This is a genomic window from Pseudoalteromonas sp. ATL1 (assembly GCF_058933015.1).
This window is the reverse complement of the sequence record NZ_JBZYXL010000001.1, coordinates 2,259,271-2,281,299: the sequence shown is the minus strand read 5'-3', so window position 1 is coordinate 2,281,299 and position 22,029 is coordinate 2,259,271. Positions and strand designations below refer to the sequence as shown.

Below are 22,029 nucleotides of genomic sequence, written 5' to 3'. Positions count from 1 at the left end.
GTAGATCAAATTAGGTATCGAATCGATACCATTTAACCATCAAAGGAGTTAACTATGAGTAAGGCAATTTTCTATCATGCAGGTTGTTCAGTATGTACGAACGCAGAAAAGCTTGTACTGTCGGCACTGGACAAGAGTCGTTATGACGTTGAAGTCATACATTTGGGCGAAAATAAAGGTGCTATCACCCAAGCACAAGCATCTGGGGTTGAGTCTGTACCCGCATTGATTTTAGACGGTCAAGTTTTTCACATTAATTTTGGTGCATCTCTAGATGCCGTAATAGGAGCATAGTCATGCTTGAATCTATGTTTTTATTACCAATAATTACTGCAATTGTGGTAAATCCAGTGTTGGCCCATTCAACACATATCGGCGGCATACAAGCAAAAGTAAACCAAGCAACGTTAGCGCCTTTTGACATCATTCACGCCAAAATTACAACGAAGGGAAATGTCGCCACTTTTCATATGGCCGTTTCGGGAAAGGCAGGTACAAACAAACCCTCAGCGACTGGTAAGCTTGCGGGCAGTAATGTGTTTTCTTATGTGTGGCCCACGACATTAGATAGTTATGAAGTCGGTTTTGAGAAAAACGCGGGTATTTTAGCGCTTGCGGTGACTGCCCACCCCGATTTTGACGATACACCTCTGTACGATGAAAATGGCGATGGCAACACAAAAAATGACGGCAATATTTGGCATAGTCACTGGGTGGTCCTAAAACCAAATGAACGATGTGGCAAAGGCGCATTGGGCGTTGTTGATATTCCGAAAGGTAGTAAACCTAGACTACCAAAAACGTGGCCGGGGTTACCTATTTTACTCGATAGCCCGGGTTGGAGCCCAACATTCAACGGCAATACTTTAGAGGTGCAAATACCTTTTGATCGAATAGACAATGTTGAGAGCATCTCGTTTGATGGGGTAACATCTGGGTTGAGAGTGAATCAAAGTGTACACGCTCCATTGCTTTGCGTTGTTAATGCGATGGATATTGCCTCAGGTGATCTGTCATTGCCAGGCAAAGTAAATTTATAACCAATGTTGTTTGGTACAGTTTGTTAGCCGACCATACGTCGTCGATGCAACTGTGCCAAACTTAAACGACTACTCAAACTAACATCAAGCACTATTTAATTCGGGTAACAATAAAATCGACGCTTAGAATACAACAGGCGAGTAGCAAAGATAACCCGCTAAATACCATTATAGGTTCTACGAACATCCCTGCATACATGATGTAGCCCAATACCGCACAACCAAGCTGTGAGATTGCAACATGTGAAAGGGTGATCTGTGGGTACTTTAAAGCCGCTACAGACATAACAAGCAAAGTCAACAGCCCAACGAGTGAGAAGATTAAATTCGCAATTGAGAGCAGGTTTGGGTTTAAATCACGAAGGAACACCCAAATACTAACAAGGCTAATGCCAAACCACACAAAGCTTGCGGGCCAAATCAATACACGCAGCAGATATTTTATGAGGGTCACTTTCATGTTTGTAACTCAATCGTCATGCGGGTATAAATTCTCCCACTTTGCTCACATAGCCACTCACTACCACATCCGTAATTTTCGTTTGGTCACAGATCAGTGCGACATCTATTTCACTCGGTCTATCTACAAAGCGACCTTGTTTGATCACCACTTTTTTGTCTGTTGTTAATCCGTGCTCATACAGATACACCGCAACTGGGCCTGCCGCACTCCCCGTTGCAATATCCTCTACTCGCCCAAAATTGTCCCATGTTCTTCCTTCAAAGTTATTAATATCAACAAGATATAAAAACTTTGCCTGATATTCGCCAAGCATAGTTTCAAGCTCAGTCGTTTTAAAAGACACTTTACTGAGCCCATGCTCAATGGGTAAAACGAGGTAAGGCAGCCCAGTGCTGATCACCTGAGCAGGATAATCTTGAGGCTGTAGATGCCCAATACCAAGCGCATCATAAAATGGCTCTGCCTGTTTGGTACTAAGCGTTGCTAAAAACTCAGGCGCACCTTGGTGCATAGATGCAATAAAATGCTTGCCTTCCCAGCGACTGGTTAGCTCTACATGAGTTTGGTTGAGCTCAATACACCATTTCTGCAAGGTGCTGTGCTCTGCCAGATTTTCATGTAAGTGATAAGCGAGTCCAATTAATGGATGCCCTGCAAAATCAAGCTCCTCTTCCATGGTAAAAATCCAAGCACGATAAGGTTCTACATCTGTTTTTACGAAAATAGATTCGAACTGACGCATCTCTCGCGTCCACGCCTGCATTTTACGCTTATCTACATCTTCAAAATCATAGAAGATTGAAAGCCCATTACCTTGTAGTTTTTGCTTGCTAAATACATCAACCAATTTGCAGCGCATCACTATTATTTCCCGCTAGAATTTCGCTTGTGGTTAAACCGTACCAAATATCTTGTCACCTGCATCGCCTAAGCCCGGCACTATGTAACCATGCTCATTCAGATGGCTGTCTAATGCGGCCGTATAAATCTCGATATCTGGGTGCGCTTCCAGTGTGGCTTTAACGCCTTCAGGTGCGGCAACAAGCACAATCGCTTTAATGTGTGTACACCCTGCTTTTTTGAGCATATCAATCGTGGCTATCATCGAGCCGCCCGTTGCAAGCATCGGGTCGATCACTAAGCTCAGACGCTTATCAATGTTACCCACCAGCTTTTCAAAATACGGCACAGGCTCAAGGGTTTCCTCATTACGCTGCAAACCAACAACACTGACTTTTGCAGATGGGATCAATTCCATCACACCTTCCATCATCCCCAAGCCTGCACGTAAAATTGGCACGACAGTAATTTTTTTGCCTAGCAGCTTTGATACTTCAATATCATTGCCTTCCCAGCCTTTTATCGTCTGAGTTTGCAATGGCATGTCTTTCGTTGCTTCGTAAGTCAGCAAAGTGCCAATTTCTGATACTAATTCGCGAAAGCTCTTAGTGCTAATACCAAACTCGCGTAGCAGGGCCAGCTTATGTTGTACGAGTGGATGGTCAATAATGTGTAGTGACATGGCGATATTCCTTACAGTTCACTAAAAAACGATTCGCTTTTATGGCGAACAGGTTTAGTACAAGCGACCGTTGGTGTGCCCAAATACAGGTAACCCACAATTTCATCTTGCTCATTTAAACCTAGCAAAGATTTAACCATTGGGCTTTGCGCAAAATAACCTGTGCGCCAAACGCCAGACAAACGCTGCGCAAATGCTGCCTGCTGCATTGCAAACACACTACATGCCGCGCTTTCTATCTGTTCGATACGTGGAACTTTTGGGTGCTCTTGGAACGGACAAATAGCGATGATCAACATCGGCGCACGTTGCGGTAATTCTTTGGCTCGGCTAATTGTTCGCTCATCTTGGTTTTCTGCAACCGCAGCCTGATGGTATATTTCACCTAGCTTTTCTCTTCCTTCGCCTTGCACAACAATAAACTTCCAAGGCGCTAAACCGCCATGATCTGGTACTTTTAAGGCCGCTTTTTTTATGATCTCTAATTGTTCTTGTGAAGGGCCAGGAAACGACAAATTGCTGTCTGATTGGCGTGTGGTTAGTAGCTCGATGGCATCCATTGTTGTCACCTAATTGAATATCATTCTTGTTAAGTGAAAGAATACCATCGTATCTTTACATCATCTATCGTTTATTAGTTTTTATCTTAACTTTCAATACAATACTTTTTACCATATCGCTTTACCCAATGATCTAAGCTAACAAAACGCCCACCACCGGTAAAAATCAAACTCAGTAACATAGCAAAGTAAATCGCCGCAAATTCAATACCATTGTTCAAAATAACAATGCCGCCATTTTCGTATAAGTAATCTGGGTAACCATGGGTATCTATGAGTGATTTAATTTTTTCAAGTCGCTCTGCTGCTTGAACACTATTTTCGAGGCTTGCTTGTGCGGCGGGTATGCCCATCCATTCAAATACTTGTACAGCACTTGTGTCAGGATTCGTCGGGGTAACTGAAAACCAACCATTTTCCCAATGCACACTGATTGCTGCAATAAACATAGTGACAAGCAATGGAATGGCAACAAAGCGAGTTAACAGACCAAGTAACAATAGCCAGCCGCCCAAAAGCTCGGCCCAGCCTGCAATAAGTGCTAATAAATCAGGAAACGGTAAGCCCAACCCCCACTCTGTATTACCAAACCATGAAACCACACTCTCATCTGCTAAGAGGTTCGCTGGAAACGATACATCTTCTTTGGCAAGGTTGAGCTTGCTATATCCTGCAATGATCATAACTGGGCCTAAGATTAGGCGAAACAATAAGGGGGGGACACCACTGAATAATTGAGATTTTTCAACGATGCATTGGTAAAGCTTGTACAACTTACAGATCATAAACGGCCTATTTGGTAATCAAAAGTTTCATAATTACCAGAATAGACCGTTAGGTTCGTTTTTTTATTACAAATATGAATATTAAATTAATCTAGCAGCTTGCAGAGCTTCGTAAATGGCGCGTTTTGCATCAATAGCGCTTGCCAGCTTCGCACCACCAATTACATGGTGATTAGTTGGCAACGCTTCTTTGTTAAACAACTTATCGTTAGACACTTGACCAATACACGCTATAACCGTATCAACATCTAGCCATTTTTCTTCTCCCGCTTGCTTTATAAGCAAACCTTTATCAGAAAAGGCGATGTATTCACACTCTGCAATTTGTTCCACTTCGTGCTGTTTTGCAACTTGTCGATGGATCCAACCCGTGGTTTTGCCTAATTCACTACCAAAACGACCTGGACTGCGCTTCAGCATATACAGCTTGCGCGGATCTTTGAGTGGTTGCGCGTCACATTCAATGCCCCAATGATGCTTAAACTCGTCAATTGATTGCTCTGGCTTCTCAGCCAAAAAAGCAACCATATCAAAGCCAATACCACCAGCGCCTAAAATAGCGATTTTATTGCCCAGTTCCACTTCTTTTCTGATCACTTCATCGTAGGCATACACACGTTTGCCATCACTGCACTCAATGTTCGACAAACGCGGGCTCACGCCCGTTGCAAATACAATGTCGTCAAATTCACTGTCCATGCTTGACTGATATTCAGTGCCCAAGCACAACTCAACACCTAAACGCTCAATTTCATGCAAGTAATATTTAAGCGTCTTTTTAAAATCTTCTTTACCCGGAATTTGCATCGCCAAATTGAACTGACCACCTGGCTGAGTACTTTTGTCAATTAGCTTGACCGAATGCCCTTTGCTCGCCAGATAATAACTTGCCGACAGTCCTGCAGGGCCCGCACCCACAACTAGTACGTTCTTTTTATTTGCCGTAGGCGTAAGAGGATAATCCAGCTCAAAGCCAGCTTGTGGATTCACTAAGCAGGTTGCACGTTTACCCTTAAATACGTGGTCCAAACAACCTTGGTTGCAGCCAATACACACATTGATTTGTTCGCTTTTATCCGCTGCATATTTATTAAAGAACTCGGGATCAGCCAATAAAGGACGGGCCATCGAAATCAAATCAGCCTCTTGCGCTGCTAAAATACCGTTTGCAATATCAGGCGTATTAATACGGTTGACCGCAATTACCGGAATATCAACCACGTCTTTTAAGCGCTTAGATGCTTCTTTAAATGCACCCGGTGGCACCATACTGGCAATTGTTGGTACACGCGCTTCATGCCAGCCGATACCTGTATTTAAAATATCGACGCCTGCAGCTTCAAGCGCTTTAGCTTGAGCGGTAACCTCGTCTGCGGTTGAACCATTCGGAATAAGGTCCATCACAGACAATCTAAAAATAATTAAAAAGCCATCACTAACTGCTGCACGCACCGCTTTTACGGTCTCGACTGCCAAACGCATACGATTTTCTAAACTACCGCCATATTCATCGGTGCGCTTGTTGGTGTGATTCGCCATAAATTCGTTGATCAAATACCCCTCAGAGCCCATGATCTCTACACCATCATATCCTGCTTTTTCGGCAAGCTTTGCGGAGCGCGCAAAGTCTTTGATGGTTGCCTTGATCATGCTTATAGACATAGCTTTAGGTTTATACGGATTAATTGGCGCTTTTATCGCACTGGGTGCGACATTAAATGGATGGTAAGCATAGCGACCAGCATGTAGCAATTGTAAGCAAATTTTTGCACCATGGTCATGCACAGCTTTTGTGTACGCTTTATGTTTGATCACATCGTAATAAGAATTAAAAGAAGATGATATTGGGGTCAGCTTCCCTCGCAAATTTGGACTATAGCCGCCAGTTATAAGTAACCCTGTACCGCCTTTGGCGCGTTCCTCGTAAAACGCACTTAAACGCTTACGATTGTGCCATCCCTCTTCTAATCCTGTGTGCATTGATCCCATGACCAAGCGGTTTCGAAGCGTAGTGTGCTTCAATTCTAATTGTTTTTCTAACATTACTTGCCCCAACTAACTGGTCTAACCTGTGCAACATTATCAATTTTCTAAGATTTAGCAAGCGTCTATATAAAGTAAATTAAATGTTTCAAGTATGACCCCTACTTAAACCGCGCAATATATGTACTTTGCTAATGTTTTTATTGGCTTTTTTACACTCAATAAATACTTCGTTACGTTTTTCAGGTAACACCCGAAATCAAACTAGGTTATGATAACCAAATGATAGATTAGACAGTTTATTGAATGGGGAATCGCTTTGAGTCTGATTGGTAAATTTTTTAAAATTCTGTGGAATACCCTCAATTTTTCACGTCGTTTGGTGTTCAACCTTATCTTTATCTTCCTTATCGCGGCTGCGCTAATCGCTGCCTTTAGTGGCGATAAAGAAGCAAAAATCGCAGACAATAGCGTACTTAGGCTAAATCTTAATGGTTACCTAGTTGAGGAACTTACTTACATTGATCCGATTGATGCTGCATTTCAAGACATCAGCGACTCAAGTGATCAACCTAAAGAAATACTGCTTGATGACGTACTCGATGTGCTTCACAGCGCAAAAGATGATGCGCGTATCGGCGTATTGTTACTAGACCTTGAAAAGTTATATGGCGGCCATCTAGACAAACTAGAGGTGATCAGCCAAGCCATTGACGAGTTTAAAGCGACAGGTAAAAAAGTAATTGCCCATGGCGCACATTACTCTCAAGCCCAGTATTACCTAGCTTCTCATGCCGATACCATTTCGATGCACCCATATGGCAGTGTCGATATTAAAGGCTTTGCATCTTATCCCATGTATTTTAAAGATGCGCTAGATAAACTAAAAGTCACGCAACACATCTTTAGAGTGGGTACTTATAAGTCTGCAATTGAGCCATTGATCCGTAATGACATGTCAGACGCAGCCAAAGAAGCCAATCGTCTATGGTTAGGTGAGTTATGGCAACAATACAAAAATGAGATCAGCGAAGCGCGTCAGTTTGACATGACTAACTTTGATGAAACGCTCAATGACTTTGCAAGCAAAATACAAGCTGTGAATGGTGATTGGGCTCAATACGCACTGCAAAATGGCTGGGTAGATGAACTTAAAACCAATCAGCAACTTCAAGAAGAGCTGATGGAATTAGTTGGCAAAAACCGCAGTGGTAAATCGTACAAGCAAATTTCATTCGAGAAATACTTGGATGTGGTTAAACCAGCCGTACAATTTGAAAACCCTGTTACAGAAAAAGTCGCAGTAATTGTTGCTCGCGGAAATATTGTAAATGGTAAACAAAAAGCAGGCACCATTGGTGGTGACTCAACAGCGGCTCTGTTGAAAAAAGCACGCCTAAACGACAAGGTTAAAGCGGTTGTACTAAGAATCGACTCAGGCGGTGGCAGTATGTTTGCTTCCGAAACCATCCGTAATGAAGTACTTGCAATTAAAGCTGCTGGTAAGCCTGTTATCGCTTCAATGGGTTCAGTTGCGGCGTCGGGCGGTTACTGGATTGCAGCCTCTGCGAATGAGATCTGGGCGGCACCTAGCACAATCACAGGGTCAATTGGTGTATTTGGTGCCATGCTAACTTTTGAAAACTCTTTAAAAGAGCTTGGTATTTACTCTGACGGCGTTGCAACCACTGAACTAAGCGGTATTTCAGTAACTCGTGGTATCGACAAGCGCTTAGCCGATATTTTCCAACTTAGCGTTGAGAATTCATACGACAAGTTTATCTCGTTGGTGGCTCAAGAACGTGGCATGGACAAAGAAGCGGTTGATAAAGTAGCACAAGGCCGTGTATGGACTGCAACGCAAGCCAAAGAATTTGGTTTAATTGACCACTTAGGCTACAAGCAAGACGCCATCGAAGCGGCGGCTAAGTTAGCCAAACTCGATTTTTATGATGTGATCACAATAGAACAAGAACTGACTGAGAAAGAACAGTTGCTACACGATATTTTCGCAACATCGATTGTAAGCTCTGCGATTTCTAGCTTAAAAGTGTCTTCACCAATGACACAACTGGCAAGCGGCTACCTAGCCCCTATCACCAGTCAAGTTGAAAACAATTTAACGATTTTGAATCAGTTTAACGATCCAAATGACACTTACACCCGCTGTATGGTGTGTGAGGTAAGTTTCTAACTGCCAATGTGATGCTGCAGTTGATATACTAAGCCCAGAACCTAATCTGGGCTTTTTTATGAAAAGAAAAAAAATATACATTGCTTATACTGGCGGTACGATTGGTATGAAACAATCGAGCCGAGGTTATATCCCTGCAGAAGGTTACCTAACGGAAACCGTCAAAAACAATGCGGAATTCACTCGAGATGAAATGCCATTGTTTGATATTCACGAATATTGTCCATTGATTGACTCTTCAGATATGTCGCCGATGCATTGGCAAATGATTGCTGATGATATACAGCAAAAGTACGAGCAATATGATGGGTTTGTGGTTCTTCACGGTACCGATACCATGGCCTATACCGCATCCGCGTTATCTTTCATGTTTGAGAATTTAACTAAACCTGTGATAGTGACAGGCTCACAGATCCCGCTGTCGCAACTACGCTCCGATGGTCAGGTAAATCTGCTCAATGCCATGTATCTGGCTGCTAATTACCCCATTGCCGAAGTCAGTTTATTCTTTAATAACAAATTGTTCCGAGGCAATAGAGCAACCAAAGCCCATGCAGATGGTTTCGATGCGTTTGCTTCCCCTAACCTGCAACCATTAGCACAGTCTGGTATTAATATTCAGCTCAAAGAAGGCAAGCTGAGCCCGTATGCTGATCAGGCACTACAAGTCACCCCGATTGTGCCTCAGAATATTGGCATCTTGTACCTATACCCTGGGATTGACATCGACATTATCAATAATGTTATTAACGGCGACATAAAAGCGCTGATTATTTTGAGTTTTGGCGTTGGTAATGCCCCGCAACAGCCTGCATTTTTAGCGGCTTTAAAGGCTGCAAGTGAACGTGGTGTGGTACTGATCAACTTAACTCAGTGTATCCAGGGTCAAGTCAATATGGGCGGTTATGCAACGGGCAATGCCTTATTAAATAGCGGTGTGATCAGTGGTTTTGACATGACACTCGAAGCGTGTATCGCCAAACTACACTATTTGTTTAGTCAAAAGTTAGAACTTGAAACCGTCAGGCACCTTATGCAAGATAATTTGCGTGGTGAACTCACTCGATAAAAAAGCCGGCGAACAGTCGCCGGCTTTTTACTTTTAATATTTATTAGCGTACTTTTGACTCTAGCTCTGCCAAGTCAGTTAAATGACAAGTTTCGCCTTGGTGCGTTTTAACACCATGCTCGCCAAAGTAATCACGTTGCGCTTGTACCAAATGGCCATTGCTTGGGGTACTTAGCGTCGCAATGTAGGTTTGCGTCGATGCCAATACTGGGAAAGCTAAACCACTTGCTACAGCAAGACCGGTAACTTTACGTAGTGCATCACTTTCTTTACCAAGCGTATCTATAAACTCAACACCCTGTGCAATATCATCTAGATAATCTGCGCGAATAATACATCCGGCGCGCCATGTTTGAAGTGTTTTAGCGAGGTCGACCTTCCATTGATGAGTACGTGAAGCACCTTTAATTAACGCAAGACCTTGGCGATAACACAATAAACTTGCTAGATAAAATGCATCTTTTAGCTCTTCTAAATCAACATCTACTTTCACTGTTGATTTTGCAGCGTAAGTCATTTCTTTTGCTGCGTGTGTATCGATTGTATTGGTTAAATGACGAGCCTGTACCGCTGCCACTAGAGATGGCACGGCAATACCCAACTCTAGGGCATTTTGTGCAGTCCAAAGACCTGTGCCTTTTGCGCCTACTTTGTTGTCGATGAGATCAACAAGCGGCTCATTTTCGTCTGTTTCTAAACTAAGGATGTGGCTAGAAATAGAAAGTAAGTAGCTGTTTAATGCACCTTGTGACCATTGCTCAAAGATCTCTGCCACTTCTTTACAGCTTCGGCCCGTACCATGGCGCAATAACTGATACACTTCTGCAATCAGTTGCATAAGCGCATATTCAATGCCGTTATGGACCATTTTAACAAAGTGGCCGCTGGCTGATTGGCCAACACGGGCAAAGCAAGACTCACCATTGTAGCTCGCTGCAACTTTTTCAAACCATGGCTCGACACGCTCCCAGCCACCTTCTGAACCACTGGCCATCATTGCAGGACCATGGCGAGCGCCTTCAGCACCGCCTGAAATTCCCATTGTGGCAAATTCAAATTTATTTTGATATTTGAGCTTACGCGCAATGCCATCTTTATAGTTACTATTACCACAGTCGACAATGATGTCTTCTTTTGCTACACCCGCTTCAATTAAGTCTGTACACACTCTATCAACCAGCTCACCAGCAGGCACAAGTAACAAGATAGAACGTGGCGACTCTAAGCGTCTTACCATATCACCGAGATCTGAAACTATGTGTAAGCGCTCAGCCAAGCCAAGTGATTGAGCACAGCTTAATAGCTCAGCGCCTGCGTCGGGGTTTTTGTCATAGGCAACTAATGTTAACCCCTTCTCGATAAGATTCAGCGCGAGGTTTTTCCCCATCACACCCAAACCAACTAATGCAACCTGCATTTAGTTTCCTCCTCGGTAACTACAATTTTGTGAGTATTTTGTACTTCGACACGCATTATACCCTAGCCTTAATAAGAAGCTAGGCGCTGACCAATTATAGCAACTCCCCTCTCAGCGAAGGGTGATTTTAAAAAACAGCGAAATCAAGATCTAAATTTATATAACTCTCTGAACCAAAAACTCAGAAAACTGAAGTACAAAACACTCTCTGTATATTTTTTAAGCAACAATATCAGTGATTGACCTCCACTGACACCGGTGTCATAATGACGTCATACAGATCATATAATTTAATCGAAGTGTTAAAAAGCCTTTTGTGGCAAATCTTTTTAACATGAATGATAATTTTTAGAATCTATGCCGTCTCATTCGCATATTTTCAATAAATGATGTTGTAATAAATCAGTAGCAAATAAAATAGCCCTATAACGAATAGGTTTACAGGAGATCCTGATGCTTAGACGCACAAAAATCGTAGCGACACTTGGACCTGCAACAGACAGAAACAACAATTTAGAAAAAATTATCCAAGCTGGCGCGAACGTTGTCAGACTTAATTTCTCCCACGGTGTTGCTCAAGACCATAAAGACCGAGCGCAAGCTGTACGTGACATCGCAAAAAAGCTAGGTAAGCATATTGCCATCTTAGCCGATCTACAGGGTCCAAAGATCCGTGTTTCAACTTTTAAAGACGGCAAGGTAAATTTAGAAGTTGGCGCAAAATTCATCCTTGATGCACAAATGGGCAAAGGTGAAGGCACGGTTGATGCGGTAGGCATCGACTATAAAGAATTGCCACAAGACGTCAGCAAAGGTGACTTGCTATTGTTAAACGACGGTTTAATTCAACTGACCGTTGAAGGCGTAGAAGGGCACCTAGTACATACAACCGTCAAAGTAGGTGGCGTGCTATCAAACAACAAAGGCATCAACCGTTTAGGTGGAGGCTTAACCGCACCGGCGTTTACTGAAAAAGATAAAGAAGACCTGATCACTGCAACTGAAATTGGCGTGGATTATATTGCCGTATCATTCCCTCGTAGTGGCGATGACATGCGCTACGTGCGTTCTTTAGCAGAACAAGCAGGCTCGAATGCTCAACTGCTTGCCAAAATTGAACGCGCGGAAGCGGTAGAAAGCCAAGAAGCTGTGGATGACATCATTCTAGCGTCTGACGCTGTTATGGTTGCCCGTGGTGATTTAGGTGTTGAAATTGGTGATGCAGCCTTAGTAGGCAAGCAAAAACTGATCATCCGTCGCGCTCGCTCGCTAAATCGCACTGTGATCACAGCAACACAAATGATGGAGTCAATGATTGATAACCCAATGCCTACACGCGCAGAGGTTATGGATGTTGCAAACGCAGTGTTAGACGGTACAGATGCGGTCATGCTATCAGCTGAAACCGCTGCAGGTGATTATCCAGAAGAAACTGTGGCAACGATGGCGCGTGTTTGTTTGGGTGCAGAATCACAACCTGAAATACACGTATCTAAACATCGTTTAGATAGTATGTTTGCAGATACATCTGAGACTCTGGCGCTTTCAGCAATGTATGCTGCAAATCACCTTGGCACGGTTAAAGCGATTGTTGCATTAACTGAATCTGGAAAAACGGCCAAGTTGATGTCACGTATTAGCTCGGGATTACCTATCTATTCACTATCTCGCCATACAAGTACACTTGGTCAAACTGCACTATATCGCGGTGTATACCCAGTCTACTTTGATTCGACAAAGTGTTCAGACCAAACAATGGTAAAAGATGCACTTAACACACTTGTTGAAGCGGGTTCATTACAGCCAGGTGACACGGTGATCCTGACCCACGGTGATGCAATGGAAACCGTAGGTGCAACAAATACGATGAAAATTGTTACTGTATAATCGTCCTTCCAAGCAGCCTGCAAAGGCTGCTTAACTTGCCAAAGCGGCTTTCACTTTATCTCTGTAACTGCGGCTTACTTTCAATTCTTGACCATTATCTAACACCAGTAAATATTCACCGCTACTTTGCGTCACAAGCTTGCTAATTTGTTTGGTATTTACAATAGCGGAGCGATGTACACGCACAAATAATGCTGGGTCTAACTCCTGCTCTAGCTCTTTCATGGTTTTTCGTAAGATATGCGTTTGGCCATCGCTGCAATGCAAACACATATAGTCGCCAGCCGCATCGACCCACTGAATTGAAGCTGTTGATACGCGAATAATTTCGCCCTGCTCTTTCACAGCAAGAGACTCCGGGTACTTTTTATCAACTAATGCATCACCCGTTGCTAATTTTTTGAGTATTTCTTCGCAATTATTCCCTGTGATCCCTGCTACAAAGCTCGCTAGCTTTTTCTTGTGAGCGTTATCTTGTTGTGTTTTTAAGTAACTTTGCACTTTTTCCACCGCCTGTTTTAGTCTGTTGTCATCAACGGGTTTTAAAATGTAATCCAATGCATGGATCTCAAATGCTTGAACGGCATACTGATCAAAAGCAGTTACAAATACGATAGCGGGAAGTGGTTTTACACTCTCGCTCAACGCTCTTGCAACTTCAAACCCGTTCATACCCGGCATTTGGATATCTAAAAAAACTAAATCAATATCTTTATCGTGACAGGCATCAATCGCTTGTTGGCCACCACTACATAGCTCAACAACATCAATGTCTGAAAATTCTTTTAAGCGTACCGCTAGGCCCTTTCTTGCCAAAGGTTCATCATCAACAATCAACGCTTTAATTTTGCTCATTACTTCTTAGCCTTCTCAAAAGGGACACGAATATTTACTTTTAATCCACTGGGCTCATTATGCGACAACACAAAAGAATAATTGTTTTCGTATAATGTTTTTAATCTGTCTATGGTGTTGGCAATGCCAACTCCCTGCGCACTCGTAAGCTGTCCATTCTCAATCTCTGCGCCTGGACCATTATCACCGACTTCTAACAACAGCTCGTTGGCGAAAACTTGTGCTTTTATCTCTAGCTTACCGCCTTCTACTAAATGAGCAATCGCATATTTAATTGAGTTTTCAATTATTGGTTGTAAGATCAGGCTCGGTACAAGTGCTTGCTTCGCTTCGTCACTCACTTCAACTTCAATCGCTAAGCGCTCATCAAAACGTACTTTTTCAATTTCTAAATACAGCTGTAAAGCGTGAAGCTCTTGCTCCAGCGCGACTTTTTTAATTGGATCTGTGTTGAGTGTGTAGCGTAAGAAGTCACTTAGCCTTGCAACCATTTGGTTTGCATCTTTGTTTTCTTCAACCAAAATCAAAGTTGATATCGCGTTAAGCGTATTAAATAAAAAATGGGGGTTAAGCTGATAACGCAACATTTTTAACTGCGCTTCATGTGCCATTGTATTGGCTTTCAGCGCTTTTTGCCGCTCACTTTGCAATAGTTGGTAGTACTTAACGCCAAAATACAAACCACTCCAACATAGCACGATGTAGACCGAATCTAGGCCTTGTTGAAAATAGTAAAACCATTCTTCTGGCCGGTAGCCATGGCGGTAAATTTCCCAAAGATTAAACTTCTGTACCACAGCCCAGAGTGTGCCGGTTAAATATGAAGCACCAAACACCACTAAGATCAGTACCCATGGCGACGCGTTCCATACTCGACGGTACAAGTATCGAAGCGGCACTGTCATTAGACAGCCTGCATAAGCATTCAACACGATCACAAACACATAGATGTCGCGCATTTCAAATACTTTTGAGCCAATGTAATTAACCAGCGCGTATCCAAACCAGCCGGCTATTTGTAAAACCCAAAAAAATCGTTGTCGATTATCGACGAGTGCTTGCCATTTCAACTGTTTAATCAACTCCCAGTATGCTTATTAAATTATATCTCAGTGCTGGTTTTTGGATCACTGCTAGTGGTCTTGCTTTTCTTACGTTCCAGCGCAAATTAAAAAAGGCACCGTAGTGCCTTTTATGTTTCTTAAATATGTAAAGGTTATGCAAGTTTATCTGACGCAACCTTGTAGGTTGGATCTTCAATCACATTGACTTCAACCAAATCACGAGCTTTCTCAAGCAAGTCTTTACAATCTTGACTTAAGTGACGTAAATGTAACTTTTTACCTGCTTTGGTATATCGTTCTGCCAAGCTATCAATGGCTTCAATAGCACTGTGATCAGCTACTCGACTGTATTTAAACTCGATAATAACATCTGCAGGGTCCGTATTTACGTCAAATAGTTCAGCAAAGTTTTTAACTGAACCGAAAAATAGCGGGCCATGAAGCTCGTATACTTTAGAACCTTGTTCGTCGATATAGTTATTCGTGTAAATGTGCTTTGCATGTTCCCACGCAAAAACCAGCGCTGACACTATCACACCCACACACACAGCGATTGCCAAATCGGTCACAACAGTAACACCTGATACCAATACGATCACGAACGCATCAGTCTTAGGAATACGTTTCATTAATCTAAAACTCGACCATTCAAATGTACCCAGTACCACCATGAACATTACACCCACCAAGGCCGCCAGCGGGATCATTTCAATCAAGTTTGCAGCGAATAAAATAAACGCTAAAAGTAACACTGCAGCAGTAATACCAGATAAACGGCTGCGACCACCTGAGTTAATGTTGATCATTGATTGACCTATCATGGCACAACCACCCATCGCACCAAATACACCACAGGTCATGTTTGCAGCACCTTGGCCAATACATTCGCGATTACTGTTACCACGAGTTTCTGTAATTTCATCAATTAGTGTCAAAGTCAGCAATGACTCAATTAAACCAATTGCCGCTAGAACAAGTGCATAAGGGAAAATGATATATAAGGTTTCTAAGTTAAATGGCACTTGAGGAATGTGGAATTGAGGCAGGCCACCTGCAATTGTCGCATTCACATTGCCTGACATATCTTTCAAATAATCCAGTACGTTGCGTGCATCCAAATCAAGACCAATCACCAAACCAGTTACCACTAAAATCGCAGCTAATGAAGAAGGCACGGCGGTTGTTACTTTAGGTAGGAAGTGAATAATAAACATGGTCAAAGCAACTAAGCCAAGCATGATGTAGAGCTCAGCGCCCTGCATCCACTGTAGCTGACCTTGGGCATCCGATACCTTAAACTGACCAAGCTGAGCAAGAAAAATAACGATGGCTAATCCATTTACAAAACCCAACATCACTGGATGCGGTACCATGCGTATGAACTTACCTAACTTAAAAACTCCCGCAAGTATTTGCAGTATGCCCATGAGTAGCACGGTCGCGAATAGGTATTCAACCCCATGCTCAACAACCAGACTTACCATAACAACGGCTAGCGCACCTGTCGCGCCCGAGATCATGCCAGGACGGCCACCGAAAATTGACGTAATTAAACCAACAATAAACGCAGCATAAAGACCAACTAGTGGATCTACTTGCGCTACGAACGCAAAGGCGACCGCTTCTGGCACCAATGCAAGCGCAACGGTCAAGCCAGACAAGATGTCATTTTTAGCAGAGCTCGGCGCTTTGCTGATTAAATTAAACATTCACATCCTCGTTTTACAACATACAGAAAAGCGCTGGATCTTAACAAAAATCAGCGCTTTTCACAAACTAGATGCCAATATTATAGCGAACTGGCGACAGCTCTATGACAACTGCTCAAATATTACAATGGCAACGCTGTCGTACGTTTCACACAAGTCATGGTCACATTTGAATGCACCTCTTGCACGTACTCTAAATTAAGTAAATTGTCTCTGACAAACAACTCATAACCTTCGATACCACGAGAAATAATTCTCAGCATAAAATCCATCGTGCCAGCCATGGTGTAGCACTCTGTCACTTCGTCATAGCTCATAATTAGCTTTTCAAATTCAGCCAAATTATTTTTGCCATGATTCGACAAACGAACGTGTGCGTACACTAACATATCAAATCCAAGCTGCTTTTCATCTAACAAAGCAACTTTCCCTTTGATATATCCATCCTGTTCTAGTTTGGCAATTCGACGCCAACAAGGCGATTGTGAAAGACCAACTTTGTCAGCGATTTCTGCTGTGGAAAGACTTGCGTCCTGCTGCAATAGTGCCAATATTTGGCGATCAACCTGATTTAATGACATTGTTTTTTCTTTAAATTTTAGTCAGTGGAAAAAATTATACATGCAGACAAAGCATTTGTCCGCCCCTTCGTTAACCAAATCGTCCACTCATAAATGGGTTATTTTGTTTTTCATACCCTATGGTGGTGTTTTCTCCGTGACCTGACATCACTTGCGTATTGTCAGGTAGCGTAAATAACTGCTCTCTAATTGATTGCTGCAATTGCGCCGCATTTCCTTTTGGGAAATCAGTACGGCCAACCGAGCCTTTAAATAACACATCACCAACAAACACTTGCGCCGATTTTTCATTATAAAAAACAACATGTCCAGGTGTATGCCCAGGGCAATGCAATACTAATAATTCCGTTTCCCCAACCACAATACGCGCATTATGTTGCAACCACTTGTCGGGATAAAAAGGCGCTTGCGCTTGAAAACCAAACATTTGCGCTTGCATTGGTAACGCGTCAAACCAGAACATCTCATCCTTATGCGGGCCAATGATTTTTATATTTAGCAGCTGTTTAAGCTCTTCTGCAGCACCCACATGATCTAAATGACCATGGGTAAGCAATATACATTCAACATCAAGCTCATATTGTTTGATGTGTGCGAGTAGCTTTTGAGTCTCGCCACCGGGGTCGACAATCGCGCTTTTATGAGACTTTTCGCACGTAATAAAGCGCGTATTCTGCATAAAAGAGGTGACTGGCACCGTTTGTACTTTCACCTTACTTCTCCTTGAACGACATGAGGACAGGGTATTTTAAATAGCCCTGATCATAATACGGTGTCTGTGCATAAAGCCACTCCATTCTTGCCTTCGGGTTCTTTGCAAATTTATCATCTTCACGAATTTTGCGATCGAACTCTAGTGCCATCGCTGGATTCTCTTTTAACATGGAACGTGCGAAAGGCTCTAATGCATAATTTTCAACATACTCGGTTCTTTGGAAAACCGTATTGAACTCCCCCCAGCTGAAAAATGAGTCGGGTGCTTCGGGATGTAATAAATGCGTAGCCAGTCGGCCCTTGGGTTGCTCTGTAGTAACTCGATACCAGCCAATTACGTCTGCGCTGCTCAATGTTGATAGAGTAAATTTTGCACTCACTCTAAAGCGGCCTTCAAATGGCACTTTGTCAAATTCATACTCCTGTATTGAAGCCTGCTTTAGTAATAAAGTAGCGTTGTCAGCTAATTGTACTTTTTCAATTTCAATACCATGCAGCTTTAACTTCTCCACAATTTCAGGATACGTGGGTGGAATATAAAACGCGTCTGGCACTTTCACGGTTTTTGCGACTTCTTTTTGCCAAAAAATAGGCAAGGCCTCGTAATGCTCCGCTGTTCCTAAATATTTCGCTTCCAATTGGCCTGATATTGCACTTTGAAATTGCTTGTAAGCGATACCTTTAAACTCAATGTGTTCCGGCTTATCGGAATATGAGCGCTCGACCACCAACTCTTTTGCTCTACGTTCGGCATCAATTTTCACCGCTACACCAAGTTGGGCTTTATGCTCCGCCAATGCTGAAATCACCCCATCATATAATACGTACGTGCCTAATACTCTTTGCTTGTACGGCTTAAGAGAATGATTTTCCACAAGAATGGTCGGCACACCAGCTAAATCTCCCCAACCATTTGAAAAGCGAGGGCTCGCAACCCAACCAGCGAGACCTTTTTTAAAGTCTCTTTTGTCCATAACAAAAACTAAAGGCCCAGGGGTATGCCCTTGTTTTAACAATGCTTTGTCTATCACAGGTGAAATGTTGTCGCTCAACACTTTTGCAATAGAGGGGGATTCGCTCGCAAATACCGGATTAAAACCATATGTTATGTCGTACTGATAATCCGCACCGTCAGTGACATGCACATCTAAATACAGACTTGGCTGATAGTCATTTATCACTTTTAACACAGCTTGAATACCTGGGGTATCCAGTTTTGTGTAGTCACGATTTAAATTTAAATTCTTGCCATTCGTTCTAAAACCCATCTCTACTGGGCCACGCTGATTAATCCGATTATATTTGCTGCGACGCGCGTGGCCATCAACATTTAAAATGGGGATGAACAAGATGTTCGCCTTACTCAACAGATCTCGTCGCTTACCAAGTGCAACGTCTCTTAGCATCATGAATCCCGCATCTTTGCCATCGATTTCACCGGCATGGATCCCCGCTTGGATCAACAAAGTCGGCTTTTCGCTGTTACGTAACATTGCCGCCGAGAATTGCCCGTCTTCTGACGCAATCAGCATTTTGATGGCTTGGCCTGAATCGCTAAAGCCTATATCTATGGCTTTAAATTGAGTTGGGTTCGCCGCGACCAAACGCTCTACAAACGCCATAGTTTGTTGGTAATCGGGCGAATTTAAACCGTCACTTAATTCAAAGTCGGTAGTCAATGGCCCACTTTTTTGTATCAAGTTTGTGCTCTGCCCTTGCCACGGCATCAACGGTGGCAAGTGACCATCTAATGACAAGCTTGCAGCTAACATAATCATGCTTGCTATCATTTATATTTCTCAATTTTCAGCCTAGATTGCACAATTATATCAATATTTTAGTTAACATCTTACAATGTGCGGTGATTCAACAAAAATATGCAGCTAATAACATAACGCTCACAATTATCAGGACCATAAACTGTCCAAGAAGGCTTTTATGACAAAATCAATTCTTATTACGGGATGCTCTTCGGGCATTGGCTACTACTGCGCTCACGCTTTGAAAGAGGCGGGGTTCAATGTAATTGCATCTTGCAGAAAAGCAGCTGATGTAGAAAAACTCAATTCACAAGGGGTGCAATGTATTCACATTGACCTTAGTGATGAAAATAGTATTCAACAAGGATTTGAAGCAGCACTCAAACTTTGCGATGGTAAGCTCGACGCACTTTTTAATAATGGCGCTTACGGGCAGCCTGGTGCCGTCGAAGACTTGCCTACCCAGGTTTTGCGTCAACAATTCGATGTAAACTTTTTTGCTTGGCACACACTCACAAACCTTGCTGTAAAACATATGCGAAAAAATGGTGCTGGTCGAATTATTCATAACTCATCAGTTTTAGGGCTGGTTGCATTACCATTTCGTGGGGCGTATAACGCCAGCAAGTTTGCCTTAGAAGGCCTTACGGATACTATGCGTATGGAACTAAAAGGCACCAACATTCAAATCAGTTTAATTGAGCCGGGACCAATCGCATCTAAATTTAGAGAAAATGCCAAACAGGCGTTTGTCGATAACATTGATATTTCATCAAGCCCCTATGAACAAGAATACAATGCACAATTAAACCGACTCGCAGCGACAACTGCACCGCAACCATTTACCTTACCGCCAGAAGCTGTGTATAAAAAGCTGTTACACGCCTTAACAGCAAAGCGCGCTAAACCAAGATACTATGTGACTTTTCCCACTTACTTAATGGGTTATTTAAAACGCGTTTTAAGCACAAACTTAATGGATAAAGTGCTAATAAAAAATCGCTAAATGATAAGATCAAAAAAAGGAGCCATTGGCTCCTTTTTTAGGGAATAAGCTTTAGTGCTTATTAAGCAGCTAGACCGTCTTTTGCTTTAGCAACTAATGCTGCGAAAGCTACTTGGTCGTATACTGCGATATCAGCTAGGATCTTACGATCGATTTCAACAGATGATTTTTTAAGACCATCGATGAAACGGCTGTAAGAAAGGCCGTTTTGACGTGCTGCAGCGTTGATACGTGCAATCCATAATTGACGGAAAGTACGTTTCTTAGCGCGACGGTCACGGTATGCGTATTGACCTGCTTTAGTTACTGCTTGGAAAGCTACGCGGTAAACACGTGAACGTGCTCCGTAGTAACCTTTAGCTTGCTTTAATACTTTTTTGTGACGTGCACGTGCGATAACACCGCGTTTAACTCTTGCCATTTCTGATATCCCCTATTAAGCGAATGGTAACATACGGTCGATAAGACCAATGTCGTTTTTGTGAACCATAGACTTAGCACGTAAGTGTAGTTTACGCTTAGAAGACTTCTTAGTCAGAATGTGACGAAGGTGCGACTGTTTACGCTTATAACCGCCTGAAGCAGTCTTTTTGAAACGCTTAGCTGCGCCTCTGTGTGATTTTAGCTTATAAGCCATTGCAATAACTCCAAATGTATTGCTTTAAACCAATGTAAGCAGGCGGATGTTACCATCACTTTTAAGGCCTAACTCACAACCAAATCCGGTGAAGGAACTACCCTTTCTTCAATACCGGTTAGCACAGGTGGTCCAAGACACTTTAAACCTGTACTAAATTCGCGCGCATTATGCCGTGTTTATTACTTTTTAGCAATAGGCGACATCATCATAACCATCTGACGCCCTTCAACACGATTTGGGAAAGACTCAACAACTGCTAAATCTTCTAAATCAGTTTTAACACGGTTAAGTAATTCGATACCAATTTCTTGGTGAGCCATTTCACGACCACGGAAACGAATTGTGATTTTAGCTTTATCGCCAGCTTCTAAGAATTTTCTTAGGCTGCGTAGCTTAACTTGATAGTCACCTTCGTCAGTGCCAGGACGGAACTTGATCTCTTTAATTTGGATCTGCTTTTGCTTTTTCTTTTGTTCTTTTTGTAATTTTGCTTTTTCAAAAAGGAACTTACCGTAGTCCATCACCTTACAGACAGGAGGTTCAGCATTAGGACTAATCTCTACTAGATCCACTCCGGCTTCATCAGCAATCGCTTGAGCTTCTTTTAACGACATAATGGTCGCTTCCTGACCTTCGACGCCAGATAAGCGAACTTCTTTCGCAGTTATTTCTTCATTGATACGATTTTTTTGAGCTGTAGTTTGCCCTTTTTTTCCGCCTCTAATGGTACGTTCCTCCAAGAAAATCAAAAGTAAATGCGTGCAGCATTTTCATATTTAT

At 42.6% G+C, this 22,029-nt stretch carries 22 protein-coding genes; 6 read left to right on the top strand and 16 right to left on the bottom strand.

What is annotated here, in order from left to right; translation table 11 throughout:
• The first annotated feature begins 54 nt into the window (after positions 1-54).
• Together AC5FX4_RS10340 and AC5FX4_RS10335 are read left to right on the top strand one after the other, a co-directional pair.
• Positions 55-294 (top strand): thioredoxin family protein, encoded by a 240-nt coding sequence (locus AC5FX4_RS10340; RefSeq protein ID WP_493606320.1) that lies wholly within the window; start codon positions 55-57, stop codon positions 292-294.
• 2 nt (positions 295-296) lie between these two features.
• Positions 297-1,040 (top strand): hypothetical protein, encoded by a 744-nt coding sequence (locus AC5FX4_RS10335; RefSeq protein WP_493606319.1) that lies wholly within the window; start codon positions 297-299, stop codon positions 1,038-1,040.
• A 91-nt stretch (positions 1,041-1,131) separates the two neighbouring features.
• On the opposite strand, the gene AC5FX4_RS10330 is transcribed toward AC5FX4_RS10335, so the two are convergent.
• The 6 genes from AC5FX4_RS10330 to AC5FX4_RS10305 all read right to left on the bottom strand — a co-directional run bounded on the left by AC5FX4_RS10330 (position 1,132) and on the right by AC5FX4_RS10305 (position 6,413).
• On the bottom strand, positions 1,132-1,500 hold the full coding sequence (locus tag AC5FX4_RS10330) for a hypothetical protein (RefSeq protein WP_493606318.1): 369 nt from the start codon (positions 1,498-1,500) through the stop codon (positions 1,132-1,134).
• A 16-nt stretch (positions 1,501-1,516) separates the two neighbouring features.
• Positions 1,517-2,362, bottom strand: a complete 846-nt coding sequence (locus AC5FX4_RS10325; RefSeq protein WP_493606317.1) for a PhzF family phenazine biosynthesis protein — start codon at positions 2,360-2,362, stop codon at positions 1,517-1,519.
• A gap of 33 nt (positions 2,363-2,395) precedes the next feature.
• Positions 2,396-3,025 (bottom strand): uracil phosphoribosyltransferase, encoded by a 630-nt coding sequence (gene upp / locus AC5FX4_RS10320; protein WP_493606316.1) that lies wholly within the window; start codon positions 3,023-3,025, stop codon positions 2,396-2,398.
• Positions 3,026-3,036: 11 nt separating this feature from the next.
• Positions 3,037-3,585 (bottom strand): NAD(P)H nitroreductase, encoded by a 549-nt coding sequence (locus tag AC5FX4_RS10315; protein WP_493606315.1) that lies wholly within the window; start codon positions 3,583-3,585, stop codon positions 3,037-3,039.
• An 86-nt stretch (positions 3,586-3,671) separates the two neighbouring features.
• Positions 3,672-4,370, bottom strand: coding sequence for an HvfX family Cu-binding RiPP maturation protein (locus AC5FX4_RS10310; RefSeq protein ID WP_493606314.1), 699 nt, complete (start codon positions 4,368-4,370; stop codon positions 3,672-3,674).
• A gap of 81 nt (positions 4,371-4,451) precedes the next feature.
• Positions 4,452-6,413 carry an oxidoreductase gene (locus AC5FX4_RS10305; protein WP_493606313.1) on the bottom strand — a complete coding sequence of 654 codons (1,962 nt, stop codon included), beginning with the start codon at positions 6,411-6,413 and terminating at the stop codon, positions 4,452-4,454.
• Positions 6,414-6,678: 265 nt separating this feature from the next.
• Here AC5FX4_RS10305 and sppA point away from each other — a divergent pair, with 265 nt between their 5' ends.
• Together sppA and ansA are read left to right on the top strand one after the other, a co-directional pair.
• Positions 6,679-8,547, top strand: coding sequence for a signal peptide peptidase SppA (gene sppA / locus AC5FX4_RS10300; RefSeq protein ID WP_493607804.1), 1,869 nt, complete (start codon positions 6,679-6,681; stop codon positions 8,545-8,547).
• Positions 8,548-8,605: 58 nt separating this feature from the next.
• Positions 8,606-9,616, top strand: coding sequence for an asparaginase (ansA, locus tag AC5FX4_RS10295; RefSeq protein ID WP_493606312.1), 1,011 nt, complete (start codon positions 8,606-8,608; stop codon positions 9,614-9,616).
• Positions 9,617-9,659: 43 nt separating this feature from the next.
• Here the strand turns inward: ansA and gnd are convergent, their stop codons facing one another.
• Complete coding sequence (gnd, locus tag AC5FX4_RS10290) at positions 9,660-11,033, bottom strand: NADP-dependent phosphogluconate dehydrogenase (RefSeq protein WP_493606311.1); 1,374 nt, start codon at positions 11,031-11,033, stop codon at positions 9,660-9,662.
• A gap of 453 nt (positions 11,034-11,486) precedes the next feature.
• Between gnd and pyk the strand changes: the two genes are divergently transcribed.
• The gene (gene pyk, locus AC5FX4_RS10285; protein ID WP_493606310.1) at positions 11,487-12,920 is read left to right on the top strand and encodes a pyruvate kinase; all 1,434 of its coding nucleotides are present in this window, start codon (positions 11,487-11,489) and stop codon (positions 12,918-12,920) included.
• Positions 12,921-12,950: 30 nt separating this feature from the next.
• Here pyk and AC5FX4_RS10280 read toward each other — a convergent pair whose 3' ends face one another.
• From AC5FX4_RS10280 to AC5FX4_RS10255, 6 genes are all read right to left on the bottom strand, one after another.
• Positions 12,951-13,775 carry a LytR/AlgR family response regulator transcription factor gene (locus tag AC5FX4_RS10280; protein WP_493606309.1) on the bottom strand — a complete coding sequence of 275 codons (825 nt, stop codon included), beginning with the start codon at positions 13,773-13,775 and terminating at the stop codon, positions 12,951-12,953.
• Positions 13,775-14,845 carry a sensor histidine kinase gene (locus AC5FX4_RS10275; RefSeq protein WP_493607803.1) on the bottom strand — a complete coding sequence of 357 codons (1,071 nt, stop codon included), beginning with the start codon at positions 14,843-14,845 and terminating at the stop codon, positions 13,775-13,777. The genes AC5FX4_RS10280 and AC5FX4_RS10275 overlap by 1 nt, the downstream gene beginning before the upstream one ends.
• A 146-nt stretch (positions 14,846-14,991) precedes the next feature.
• Complete coding sequence (locus AC5FX4_RS10270) at positions 14,992-16,548, bottom strand: SulP family inorganic anion transporter (RefSeq protein WP_493606308.1); 1,557 nt, start codon at positions 16,546-16,548, stop codon at positions 14,992-14,994.
• 122 nt (positions 16,549-16,670) lie between these two features.
• Positions 16,671-17,129, bottom strand: a complete 459-nt coding sequence (locus AC5FX4_RS10265) for an Lrp/AsnC family transcriptional regulator (protein ID WP_476293459.1) — start codon at positions 17,127-17,129, stop codon at positions 16,671-16,673.
• Positions 17,130-17,199: 70 nt separating this feature from the next.
• Positions 17,200-17,841: an MBL fold metallo-hydrolase gene (locus AC5FX4_RS10260; RefSeq protein WP_493606307.1), complete on the bottom strand. Its 642-nt coding sequence runs from the start codon at positions 17,839-17,841 to the stop codon at positions 17,200-17,202.
• 1 nt (position 17,842) lies between these two features.
• Positions 17,843-19,633, bottom strand: a complete 1,791-nt coding sequence (locus tag AC5FX4_RS10255; RefSeq protein ID WP_493606306.1) for a M14 family metallopeptidase — start codon at positions 19,631-19,633, stop codon at positions 17,843-17,845.
• 148 nt (positions 19,634-19,781) lie between these two features.
• On the opposite strand from AC5FX4_RS10255, the gene AC5FX4_RS10250 reads away from it, so the two are divergent.
• Positions 19,782-20,609, top strand: coding sequence for an SDR family oxidoreductase (locus AC5FX4_RS10250; RefSeq protein WP_493606305.1), 828 nt, complete (start codon positions 19,782-19,784; stop codon positions 20,607-20,609).
• A gap of 61 nt (positions 20,610-20,670) precedes the next feature.
• Here the strand turns inward: AC5FX4_RS10250 and rplT are convergent, their stop codons facing one another.
• From rplT to infC, 3 genes are all read right to left on the bottom strand, one after another.
• Complete coding sequence (gene rplT, locus AC5FX4_RS10245; RefSeq protein ID WP_152086179.1) at positions 20,671-21,030, bottom strand: 50S ribosomal protein L20; 360 nt, start codon at positions 21,028-21,030, stop codon at positions 20,671-20,673.
• A 15-nt stretch (positions 21,031-21,045) separates the two neighbouring features.
• Complete coding sequence (gene rpmI, locus AC5FX4_RS10240) at positions 21,046-21,246, bottom strand: 50S ribosomal protein L35 (RefSeq protein ID WP_070985175.1); 201 nt, start codon at positions 21,244-21,246, stop codon at positions 21,046-21,048.
• Positions 21,247-21,428: 182 nt separating this feature from the next.
• Positions 21,429-21,989, bottom strand: coding sequence for a translation initiation factor IF-3 (gene infC, locus AC5FX4_RS10235; protein WP_105168483.1), 561 nt, complete (start codon positions 21,987-21,989; stop codon positions 21,429-21,431).
• Between the last annotated feature and the right edge of the window lie 40 nt (positions 21,990-22,029).

What these genes read in the sequence shown, in the direction of transcription:
- AC5FX4_RS10265 (WP_476293459.1), bottom strand. Translation starts at nt 17,129, where the DNA reads ATGTCATTAAATCAGGTTGATCGCCAAATATTGGCACTATTGCAGCAG.
- AC5FX4_RS10325 (WP_493606317.1), bottom strand. Translation starts at nt 2,362, where the DNA reads ATGCGCTGCAAATTGGTTGATGTATTTAGCAAGCAAAAACTACAAGGT.
- AC5FX4_RS10340 (WP_493606320.1), top strand. Translation starts at nt 55, where the DNA reads ATGAGTAAGGCAATTTTCTATCATGCAGGTTGTTCAGTATGTACGAAC.
- AC5FX4_RS10330 (WP_493606318.1), bottom strand. Translation starts at nt 1,500, where the DNA reads ATGAAAGTGACCCTCATAAAATATCTGCTGCGTGTATTGATTTGGCCC.
- AC5FX4_RS10305 (WP_493606313.1), bottom strand. Translation starts at nt 6,413, where the DNA reads ATGTTAGAAAAACAATTAGAATTGAAGCACACTACGCTTCGAAACCGC.
- AC5FX4_RS10310 (WP_493606314.1), bottom strand. Translation starts at nt 4,370, where the DNA reads ATGATCTGTAAGTTGTACAAGCTTTACCAATGCATCGTTGAAAAATCT.
- AC5FX4_RS10280 (WP_493606309.1), bottom strand. Translation starts at nt 13,775, where the DNA reads ATGAGCAAAATTAAAGCGTTGATTGTTGATGATGAACCTTTGGCAAGA.
- AC5FX4_RS10255 (WP_493606306.1), bottom strand. Translation starts at nt 19,633, where the DNA reads ATGATAGCAAGCATGATTATGTTAGCTGCAAGCTTGTCATTAGATGGT.
- AC5FX4_RS10315 (WP_493606315.1), bottom strand. Translation starts at nt 3,585, where the DNA reads ATGGATGCCATCGAGCTACTAACCACACGCCAATCAGACAGCAATTTG.
- rpmI (WP_070985175.1), bottom strand. Translation starts at nt 21,246, where the DNA reads ATGGCTTATAAGCTAAAATCACACAGAGGCGCAGCTAAGCGTTTCAAA.
- AC5FX4_RS10270 (WP_493606308.1), bottom strand. Translation starts at nt 16,548, where the DNA reads ATGTTTAATTTAATCAGCAAAGCGCCGAGCTCTGCTAAAAATGACATC.
- pyk (WP_493606310.1), top strand. Translation starts at nt 11,487, where the DNA reads ATGCTTAGACGCACAAAAATCGTAGCGACACTTGGACCTGCAACAGAC.
- rplT (WP_152086179.1), bottom strand. Translation starts at nt 21,030, where the DNA reads ATGGCAAGAGTTAAACGCGGTGTTATCGCACGTGCACGTCACAAAAAA.
- AC5FX4_RS10250 (WP_493606305.1), top strand. Translation starts at nt 19,782, where the DNA reads ATGACAAAATCAATTCTTATTACGGGATGCTCTTCGGGCATTGGCTAC.
- gnd (WP_493606311.1), bottom strand. Translation starts at nt 11,033, where the DNA reads ATGCAGGTTGCATTAGTTGGTTTGGGTGTGATGGGGAAAAACCTCGCG.
- upp (WP_493606316.1), bottom strand. Translation starts at nt 3,025, where the DNA reads ATGTCACTACACATTATTGACCATCCACTCGTACAACATAAGCTGGCC.
- ansA (WP_493606312.1), top strand. Translation starts at nt 8,606, where the DNA reads ATGAAAAGAAAAAAAATATACATTGCTTATACTGGCGGTACGATTGGT.
- AC5FX4_RS10335 (WP_493606319.1), top strand. Translation starts at nt 297, where the DNA reads ATGCTTGAATCTATGTTTTTATTACCAATAATTACTGCAATTGTGGTA.